This is a genomic window from Edaphobacter dinghuensis, from assembly GCF_014640335.1.
Lineage (GTDB): Bacteria > Acidobacteriota > Terriglobia > Terriglobales > Acidobacteriaceae > Edaphobacter > Edaphobacter dinghuensis.
On sequence record NZ_BMGT01000003.1, the window covers coordinates 1,070,748 to 1,079,674 of the forward strand.

At 58.7% G+C, this 8,927-nt stretch carries 7 protein-coding genes and 1 pseudogene; 6 read left to right on the forward strand and 2 right to left on the reverse strand.

The features are described 5' to 3' along the window. Window positions 1-7: 7 nt before the first annotated feature. From IEW09_RS16255 to IEW09_RS16275, 5 genes are all read left to right on the forward strand, one after another. Window positions 8-1,054: a dihydrodipicolinate synthase family protein gene (locus IEW09_RS16255; RefSeq protein ID WP_188555205.1), complete on the forward strand. Its 1,047-nt coding sequence runs from the start codon at window positions 8-10 to the stop codon at window positions 1,052-1,054. 39 nt (window positions 1,055-1,093) lie between these two features. Then, complete coding sequence (kduI, locus tag IEW09_RS16260; protein WP_188555206.1) at window positions 1,094-1,924, forward strand: 5-dehydro-4-deoxy-D-glucuronate isomerase; 831 nt, start codon at window positions 1,094-1,096, stop codon at window positions 1,922-1,924. Continuing rightward, window positions 1,925-3,043, forward strand: a complete 1,119-nt coding sequence (locus tag IEW09_RS16265) for a sugar kinase (RefSeq protein WP_188555207.1) — start codon at window positions 1,925-1,927, stop codon at window positions 3,041-3,043. Window positions 3,044-3,104: 61 nt separating this feature from the next. Then, on the forward strand, window positions 3,105-3,761 hold the full coding sequence (locus IEW09_RS16270) for a bifunctional 2-keto-4-hydroxyglutarate aldolase/2-keto-3-deoxy-6-phosphogluconate aldolase (RefSeq protein ID WP_188555208.1): 657 nt from the start codon (window positions 3,105-3,107) through the stop codon (window positions 3,759-3,761). Window positions 3,762-3,889: 128 nt separating this feature from the next. Then, the gene (locus IEW09_RS16275) at window positions 3,890-4,969 is read left to right on the forward strand and encodes a class I SAM-dependent methyltransferase (RefSeq protein ID WP_188555209.1); all 1,080 of its coding nucleotides are present in this window, start codon (window positions 3,890-3,892) and stop codon (window positions 4,967-4,969) included. On the opposite strand, the gene IEW09_RS16280 is transcribed toward IEW09_RS16275, so the two are convergent. Next, on the reverse strand, window positions 4,966-6,189 hold the full coding sequence (locus tag IEW09_RS16280; protein ID WP_188555210.1) for an alginate lyase family protein: 1,224 nt from the start codon (window positions 6,187-6,189) through the stop codon (window positions 4,966-4,968). The two genes, IEW09_RS16275 and IEW09_RS16280, sit on opposite strands and share 4 nt — an antisense overlap. A 121-nt stretch (window positions 6,190-6,310) precedes the next feature. On the opposite strand from IEW09_RS16280, the gene IEW09_RS16285 reads away from it, so the two are divergent. Continuing rightward, entirely contained in the window at window positions 6,311-8,548 is a 2,238-nt protein-coding gene (locus tag IEW09_RS16285) for a TonB-dependent receptor (protein ID WP_188555211.1), read from the forward strand. A gap of 71 nt (window positions 8,549-8,619) precedes the next feature. On the opposite strand, the pseudogene IEW09_RS16290 reads toward IEW09_RS16285, so the two are convergent. Further along, a pseudogene (locus IEW09_RS16290) lies at window positions 8,620-8,927 on the reverse strand (fucose isomerase); the annotation flags it as partial.

Here is an 8,927-nt window from a genome sequence, read left to right on the forward strand (position 1 = left end):
TAGAAAGATGCTGCTTGAAGGTCTTCACCTCCCTCTGACCACGCCCTTTTATCCTGACGGTCGCCTGAACCTGCGCAAGCTCGAACAAAACGTGGCTGCCTACTCGAAGACTCCGGTCTCAGCTATCGCTGTGTTGAGCCGCCACGGTGAGCCCACCCTGCTCTCGGAGGTGGAGACGCGCGAAGCTCTGCAAACTGCCATTGCAGCGGCTGCCCCCGAGAAGGTTCTGCTTGCCGGGATCTCGCGCGACAGTGTTCGCGAGACGCTTGCCATTGCAGAACATGCGGCAACGCTGTCTTACGATGCCGTGCTGGTTGCGCCGCCATCATTTTTGCAGGCAGCGTTTGACGCACGTCAGGCGAAGGAGCTGCTGACCTACTTTCAGGCTGTTGCCGATCGCGTCGAGCTTGCCATCGTGCTTGATGCAAGTGTGGCGACGCTTCCGGCTGAGGTTGTCGTTGAGCTTGCAGCGCATCCGCGGATTCTGGGCCTCGTCGATGGCAGGCCGACGGCGGAGCGCATTGCGCAGATCAGGCAGGCGACTGCGGCCATTAAGCATGAGGTCACGGTGACTCCTGTCTTTGCAGCGGTGACGCGGCGCATGCTGGCTCCGGAGGAGAACCCGGCGATGTTGTCGGTCAAACCGCTGGTTGGTGGAGGGACAGCGCTTACCGTACTTCCAGCTACGCCGGGAATTAAGACGCGCACGAAGGTGGTCGGCTTCCAGATGCTTGCCGGCAACACAGCGACGATGCTCGACGCTCTGTTGTCTGGATGCGTCGGCGCTATGCCTGCGTTTGCTGCGAGCGCGCCGCAGGCCACCTACGAGGTGATTGCGGCATGGAAGGATGGCGATCGCGGGCTCGCAGAAGAGAAGCAGCAGCGGCTGCAGGCTGCGGCTCGGTTTCTTGAAGAAGGGATTGGCGTTGCCGGTATTAAATTCGGCTGCGACCTCAACGGCTACTTCGGCGGCTTGCCTCGTCTGCCGCTGTTGCCGCCAAGTGGCGAAGATCGCACACAAATTGAGTCGTTGTTGCAGGGGCTACGCAACTGAACTCTTATACTGGATGAACTGAACCAAGGGAGATATGCAATGAGGCTGTATCAAATGGCGGATGCCGTCCGGTACGAGATGATGAATACCGACGAGCTGCGTGAGACGTTCCTGCTGGAAGGGCTCTTTCAGCCCGGCGAAATCGAACTGGCGTATGTCGATCTCGACCGCACCGTCATTGGCTCGGCTGTGCCGACTAAAGCGGCGCTGAAGCTGGAGACGCAGCCTGAACTGCGCGCCGATTATTTTCTGGAGCGGCGCGAGCTGGGCGTTCTGAACGTTGGCGGAGCCGGATCGGTTGTGGTCGATGGCAAGAGCTTCGATCTCGACAAGCTCGACTGCCTCTATGTTGGACGCGGCTCGAAGGAAGTTTCGTTCACCAGCAAAGATGCGAAGAATCCCGCTAATTTCTACCTACTCAGCTATCCCGCACACGCAGAGTATCCGACGGCGATGGTGAAGTTTGCTGATCTCAAGGGGCTTGAGCTGGGCAGCTTTGAGACGTGCAATAAGCGCACGATCTATAAGGCGATTTATAAAGAGGGAATCAAGAGCTGCCAGTTGGTGATGGGCTTTACTCTGCTTGCCGAGGGTAGCAACTGGAACACGATGCCTGCGCACACGCATATGCGCCGCAGTGAGGTTTACTTCTACTTCGATGTTGATCCCGCGCACCGCGTCTTTCACCTGATGGGACCAGCGGATGCGACGAGCCATCTGGTAATCGCGGATAAGGAAGTGGTTGTGTCTCCGGGTTGGTCGATCCATTCGGGCGTCGGGACGAAAAACTACGGCTTCTGCTGGGGTATGGGCGGAGAGAACCAGGCATACGACGACATGGATGCCCTAACCATTGCGGAGCTTCGATAAATGTCAGCAGGTAAGTCAGCAAAGAGTCTCGTCCTTCGCCCGAAGGATGAATGCAAGTGGGATCTGGTCAGCCTCGGCGAAGTGATGCTTCGACTCGATCCGGGCGATGTGCGCGTCGCTACGACGCGCCAGTTCAATGTGTGGGAGGGCGGCGGCGAGTACAACGTTGCTCGCGGTCTGCGCCGCTGCTTTGGCCTCAAGACTGCCATCGTCACTGCGCTTGCCGATAATCCGGTGGGACGGCTGCTTGAAGATCTGATGTTGCAGGGCGGGGTTGATCAGTCGCACGTCGTTTGGACGAAGTATGACGGCGTTGGCCGCACAACGCGCAATGGCCTCAACTTTACCGAGCGCGGATTTGGTGTTCGTGCTGCACTTGGCTGTTCTGACCGCGGCAACACTGCTGTCAGCCAGTTGAAGCCGGGGCAGATTGATTGGGACGAGATCTTCGGCAAAGAGGGTGCACGTTGGCTGCATACGGGCGGCATCTTCTGCGCGCTTTCGGAGACGACGCCTGAGGTTGCGAAAGAGGCGATGGCCGCTGCGCGCAAGCACGGCACCATCATCAGCTACGATCTCAACTATCGCGACTCGTTGTGGAAGTCGATTGGCGGCAAGGCCCGCGCTACCGAAGTCAACCGCGAACTGGCAAACTACGTCGATGTGATGATCGGCAACGAAGAGGACTTTACGGCGGCGCTCGGTTTTGAGATCGAGGGCGTAGGTGAAGACCTCGCAGAGCTCGACACCGGCAGCTTCCGCCGCATGATCGAGAAGGCAGTTGCTACGTTCCCCAACTTTAAGGCTGTGGGGACAACGCTGCGCCACGCCAAGACGGCCACGGTTAATGATTGGGGCGCGGTCTGCTACTACGAGGGCGACTTCCACGAGGCGCGGCCCATGCCCGACCTCGAGATATTCGACCGAGTTGGCGGCGGCGATTCCTTTGCTTCGGGCTTGATCTACGGTTTCCTCAACGAAAAGGGTGCGGATTGGGCGGTCAACTGCGGCTGCGCTCACGGCGCGCTCGCGATGACCACCCCCGGCGACACCACCATGGCGACTTTCGACGAGGTGCAGCGCGTGATGAAGGGCAGCGGAGCCAGAGTGCAGCGGTAGATATTGCCAGTGGATTTTTAGAGACAACTTGAATTTAAAGATTCAGGGGAAAGAATTAGAGATGCGTAAAGAAGAAGTATTGAAATCACTCCGCGAGATCGGCCTGGTGCCGGTTCTCCGCGCGGAGTCTGTCGATAAGGCGCTTGCGCTTGCTGAAGCAATTGCTGCGGGTGGAGTCACTGTACTTGAGATCACCATGACCGTGCCTGGAGCGATTCAGGTGATGCGCAAGCTGGCAGAGCAACGCCCGGACATTCTGATCGGCGCCGGAACCGTGCTCGATGCCGAGACGGCGCGCATGTGCATCCTTGAGGGTGCGAAGTTTGTCGTCAGCCCTGCGCTTAATCTGCAGACCATCGAGATGTGTCATCGCTACTCCGTCGCGGTGCTGCCGGGCGCGCTGACGCCGACTGAGATCGTTACGGCGTGGCAGGCTGGGGCCGATGTGGTCAAGGTTTTTCCGGCAAGCGCGATGGGCGGGGCCAAGTATCTTACGGCGCTCAAGGGGCCGCTGCCGCAGGTCGATCTTATTCCGACGGGTGGCGTCTCTCTTGCAACTGCTGCAGAGTTTCTCAACGCTGGAGCTTTTGCTCTTGGAGTGGGTTCCGACCTTGTGGATGCAAAGGCGATGGCCGCTGGCAAGCCCGAGGTGGTTACGGAGACCGCACGAAAGTATCTCGCAATCGTCAACGAGCACCGCTCTGCAAAAAAAGCGTAAGCAACCACTTAGCGGAGGCGGTCCATTTACGGTTCGCCTCCGCTGCGGCATCCTGAAGTTTGCCAAAGAAATCAGCTTGTCAGGCGTCGCTGAAAAAGCCTAAGATTCGCAGCCAAAGGAGACCGGCCATGGGATCCCTTGCTGCTGCTCCTGCAATCGACGAAACCAAACTCAACGCATTTATGCACCGCGCAGTTGGCGACATGGGCGCAGCCATGCACGCTGTTCTGATTGTGCTGGGCGACAAACTGGGCCTGTACAAGGCTATGGGTGATGGCAGGCCGGTAACTCCGGTAGAACTGGCCTCGCGCACCGGGACCAGCGAGCGCTACGTTCGCGAGTGGCTCAACGCCAACGCAGCCAGCGGTTACATCGTCTACGATGCCGATTCGCAAAGATACACGCTGCCGCCCGAACAGGCTCTGGCGCTGGCGGTGGAGAACAGCCCTGCGTTTCTACCCGGCGCGTTCCAGATCATCTCTTCCTGCTTCAACGATCAATCAAAGATCGAGAATGCATTTCGTTCGGGCAAGGGCGTGGGCTGGCATGAACATCATCACGACCTGTTTCATGGAACGGAGCGTTTCTTCCGTCCCGGCTACATCGCCAATCTGATCTCGCAGTGGGTTCCGGCGCTCGACGATGTACAGGCAAAGCTCCGTCGCGGAGCGAAGGTTGCCGACATCGGTTGCGGCCTCGGCTCTTCGACGATCCTGATGGCGAAGGCATTTCCGAAGTCGGAGTTTTACGGCTTCGATTACCACGGCAAATCCATCGAGCTGGCGCGCCAGGAGGCAAAGCGCGATGCGGTGGAGGACCATCTGCACTTTGAAGTGGCAACCGCGAAGGACTATCCGGGGCAGGAGTATGACTTTGTCGCCTGCTTCGACTGCCTGCACGACATGGGCGATCCGGTGGGAGCGGCGGCTCACGTTCGTTCGACGATGAAGGACGATGGCACATGGATGATCGTCGAGCCGTTTGCCGAAGATGCGACGGAGGCGAACCACAACCCCATTGGCAGAGTCTTTTATTCAGCTTCCACGCTGCTCTGTGTACCTGCGTCGATCTCGCAAGAGGTTGGGCTGGCACTTGGCGCACAGGCTGGCGAGAAGCGAATCGGTGAGGTGGTACGAGCAGGAGGCTTCACGCGCTTCCGCAGGGCCACGCAGACACCGTTCAACCTTGTGTTTGAGGCAAGGCCCTAAGGCTTTGGGCGAGTAACCCAGAGCAGTGGCTGACGAATCGGAAATGTTCGTTGCAACTCTGGGATGCTGGTGTCGGGCGGCAGCGTCTTCCAGAGGTCGGCGTACTCGGGCCGCGTATAGGCGCGTGCGCAGAAGAGCAGGCTGGGCTGTCGCAACGGCAGATCGTCGAAGTGCGTTGCATCCGCCGGATAAGGCCACGCGCCCTTGTTCTTGATAAATGGAAAGTGCCGTGCGATAGCTGCTCGCATGCCGGGGCCGTCTTGCAGATCGTAATCCCATACGCTGTCGAAGGGCGTATAGAGGAGTTGGCAGACTGCTGCAAGCATATCGAGGTTGAAGAGTGAGAGGCGATAGGGATTCGGTGTCGACAGATCGTGTGGAAATACTCCATCCGCATTGATCTGTGCGCGAATCGTCACCGACTTGTAGCGATGGCGAAGCTCTCCCATAGGCGTGTCGTCGGTATTCGGTAAAAGCGCCAGGCGCAGCCGCATGAATGCGATTGCCTGTAGCATCCACGAGCTGCCGTGGTGGTCCTTCTGATCGCGGGCCAGTCCCGCAAGCTGTGAACTATTGAGCCAGTCGAAGTATGCGCCAAACCATTTGGTCAAGCCGTCAAGATCTTTCTGGGTGAATGCCTCTGCGTTCACGAGGAAGGGAATTGCCTGCGCTACCTCCGCGAGATGTACCGTGTCGAGAACGCCTTCGAAGCGGCCTGACGTTGCAGGAAGAATCACCTCCGCATACATCAAGCTGGGCGTCATGCTCGTTGCCGGATCAACGAACCATGCACGCAGATGCTGTATGGCCGCCTGCGCATAGCGTTCTTCTTTTGTCAGCAGATACGCTGAGGCCAACGCAGCGACCCATATGCTCAGATCGAGCATGGCATCGCGGTGCGCTGTAAATGCATCAGGATTTGCCACGCCCTTTCGTTGCAGGTAAGCGCCGTCTTTCTTCGCTGGATCGGGCCAATAGTCTTCGGCTTCGGAGTAGAAGTCACGCGGCGTTCCGGGGCTGCGCTTGCAGGGCAGCGTCGTCAGTGGAGCAGGCGACTTTGTGAGATAGCTTTGTGCTGCGCTGAGGATGCGGTCGTGATCGATTGCCGCAACGTCGGGCCGGGCCGTCGATGCCTGTGCTATGAGCGTCCGCGGCAAGAACATGCCTGCGGTGACAACGCCGGCGGCTTGCGTGCAGAAGGTTCTGCGGGTGATCGGCATCGGGCCACCTTTCTTCTGCGGAAGGGTATCACGGAAGCGTGAAAGGGAAGATCAGCGGATAAATCCCTGCCTCATTCCATTTAAATAGGTGTTTGAAACGATAGGATTGTATGGGGAGATCATGTCGATTCGGTTTGCTGCTTCAGCTGCTGCTGTTTGTCTATTCAGCGCTCTTTCTTTAGCCTTCGCGGCTCCGCGCACTGTACAGATATGCGTGCAAGACCAGAATGGCGGCGCGTTACCGGGTGCCACGGTCCAGCTTCGAGATCAGTCGCAGACGTACTCGAGCCAGTTAGATGGATGCGCGTCGGTGCCTGTGGAAGCGGGCACGCAGGTTCAGGTCACGCACGCGGGCTTTGCTTCTGTATTGCAGACAGTCGGCGATCAAGACCGATTGGTGATTGTGCTGCGGGTTGCCGCTACTTCGCAGAGCATCGAGGTAACGGCGGCGCGAACGCCGCTTGCGCTCGATGCCAGCGCCAGCAGCGTCCGCACGATGACTGGCCAGCAGCTTCAGGAGGCTCCCGGCTTTACTCTCGATGACGCGCTTCGTCAGGTTGCAGGCTTCCAGCTCTTTCGCCGCACCAGTTCGTGGGTCTCCAATCCAACGACGCAGGGAACGTCTTTGCGTGGGCTTGGCTCTACGGCTGTCAGCCGCACGCTTGTGCTTAGCGACCAGGTTCCCTTGAACGATGCCTTTGGCGGATGGATTCATTGGAACGAGATTCCGGAGTTGGCTGTGCGCGATGTCGAGCTGATGCGCGGCGGTGCGTCGGACCTCTACGGTTCGAGCGCTATCGGCGGCGTTATTGACGTGGTGCCGGTGGTGCCACAACATTTTGGCTACGCGGCAGATGTATCGGGTGCAAGCGAAGATACCTCCAGCGTCAACGGCCTGCTCACTCTAGGCACGCATGGCTGGAGCGGCCTTGCTGCAACGACGCTCTTTCGCACCGATGGATATATTCTTACTGCTCCGTCTGTACGCGGGCCTATCGATACGGACTCGAATGTTCACTCACAGAATGGGCGGGTTGATCTGCGCCGCGCTTTTAGCAGCGACGGTAGCGTGTTTGTACTTGGAAATGTGCTCAATGAAGCTCGTGGAAACGGGACGCCTGCACAGACCAATGCGACACGTTTGTGGCGATATGTTGGCGGCGCAAACTGGTCTCCTGCGAATGCCGGGCGATTCCTGCTGCGTATTTATGGAGACGATCAAAACTATCGCCAGAGCTTTTCGTCGATTTCAACTGATCGCACTTCGGAGAAGCTGACCAGCCTGCAAGGCGTTCCTTCGCAGCAGATTGGCGGTGCGGTACAGTGGGCGCGCGGTTATGCGGGAAAGATTACGCTGGTTGCGGGCGGCGATCTGCTCGACACGCGCGCGACGGACAATGAGACTTCAGTGAAGAGCGGCGTTCTTCAGCCAACGGTCAGCACCAGCGCTCGCCAGCGCGGCAGCGGCATCTATGGAGAAATTTTGTGGCAGCCGTCGACGTGGTCGATTGCGTTCTCTTCGCGTCTCGATCGCTTTGGCAATCTGGATGCGAAGCAAACTACGGCAGGCGCGTCTGCATCGGTACCGCTTCCTGCGATTCAGGAGACCGTCTTCGATCCCCGGTTGGGTATCGTCAAGAAGGTTGGCGGTGGTTTGTCGCTTACTGCTTCGGGCTTCCGCGCCTTTCGCGGCCCTTCGCTGAACGAGCTATATCGCAAGTTTCAGGTGGGACAGCAGATCACGCTGGCCAATGGAAACCTGCGTTCGGAGCGGGCAACGGGCTTTGAGGCGGGTGCGTTGATGGAGCTGTCGCGATGGGGTTCGGTGCGGGGCAGCTACTTCTGGACTCAGGTGAATCGCCCGGTGGCGTCGGTGGCCATCAGCTCCACGCCGACCAGCCAGCTCTTGCAGCGGCAGAACCTTGGTCAGTTAGAGAGCCGCGGGCTGACGGCGGAGTATGAACTGAAGCCATTGCCGTTCCTCATGGTGACGGGCGGATATCAATATGCGGTCTCAACGGTGACGAAGTTTCAGGTCGATCCGACGCTTGTAGGCAAGTGGACGCCGGAGGTCCCGCGAAACAGCGCCACGCTGCAGGCACGGTTGCACAAAGATAAGATTGGCATCCTCAGCGTCGATCTTAGAACTAGCGGACAGTCCTTCGATGATTCGGCAAATCAGTTTCGTCTTGCAGGGTATGCTCAGGTCGATCTTTATGCCGAACATGCCTTCGGGCGTAGATGGCAGGTCTACAGCTCGGCGCAGAATCTCTTCAACACCGAGATTCAAGCGGGCCGAACGCCGTTGCTGACTCTGGGCGCTCCACGCATCGTCACGATTGGTGTACGGCTTCACTAAGTCCTAACGCTAAATGCCCCATGTCCAAAGTTCCGGACATGGGGCACCCGACTAGTTTAGGGAATTTGTCTTTACAGGTGTCGATGTGTAGGCCATTTGAGGTATTTGGTGGCGGCTTCGTGGATGGGGCTGGCGACGGAGGCGAAGTTGGCTGCGACGTGGTGTTCGAAGCCGTTCTCGCAGATGAAGCGGAGCAGCTGTTGCATGTTGGGGATCTCGACGACGCCTGCGCCGCCGAAGGTATTCAGCGGATCGTCAGTGAAGTTGCCCTCGCCGACGTAGCCGCGGATGGTACCCTCGAAGTCGTCGGTGGTGAAGCGCGCGAAGCTCATCGCGCCCGCCTTGACCGTGCCGTCGAGCGTGCCGAAGGTGTTCTCCT

Bases quoted from the DNA above. Each gene is read 5' to 3' on its own strand.
- IEW09_RS16255 (WP_188555205.1), top strand. From the start codon at position 8: ATGCTGCTTGAAGGTCTTCACCTCCCTCTGACCACGCCCTTTTATCCT.
- kduI (WP_188555206.1), top strand. From the start codon at position 1,094: ATGAGGCTGTATCAAATGGCGGATGCCGTCCGGTACGAGATGATGAAT.
- IEW09_RS16265 (WP_188555207.1), top strand. From the start codon at position 1,925: ATGTCAGCAGGTAAGTCAGCAAAGAGTCTCGTCCTTCGCCCGAAGGAT.
- IEW09_RS16270 (WP_188555208.1), top strand. From the start codon at position 3,105: ATGCGTAAAGAAGAAGTATTGAAATCACTCCGCGAGATCGGCCTGGTG.
- IEW09_RS16275 (WP_188555209.1), top strand. From the start codon at position 3,890: ATGGGATCCCTTGCTGCTGCTCCTGCAATCGACGAAACCAAACTCAAC.
- IEW09_RS16280 (WP_188555210.1), bottom strand. From the start codon at position 6,189: ATGCCGATCACCCGCAGAACCTTCTGCACGCAAGCCGCCGGCGTTGTC.
- IEW09_RS16285 (WP_188555211.1), top strand. From the start codon at position 6,311: ATGTCGATTCGGTTTGCTGCTTCAGCTGCTGCTGTTTGTCTATTCAGC.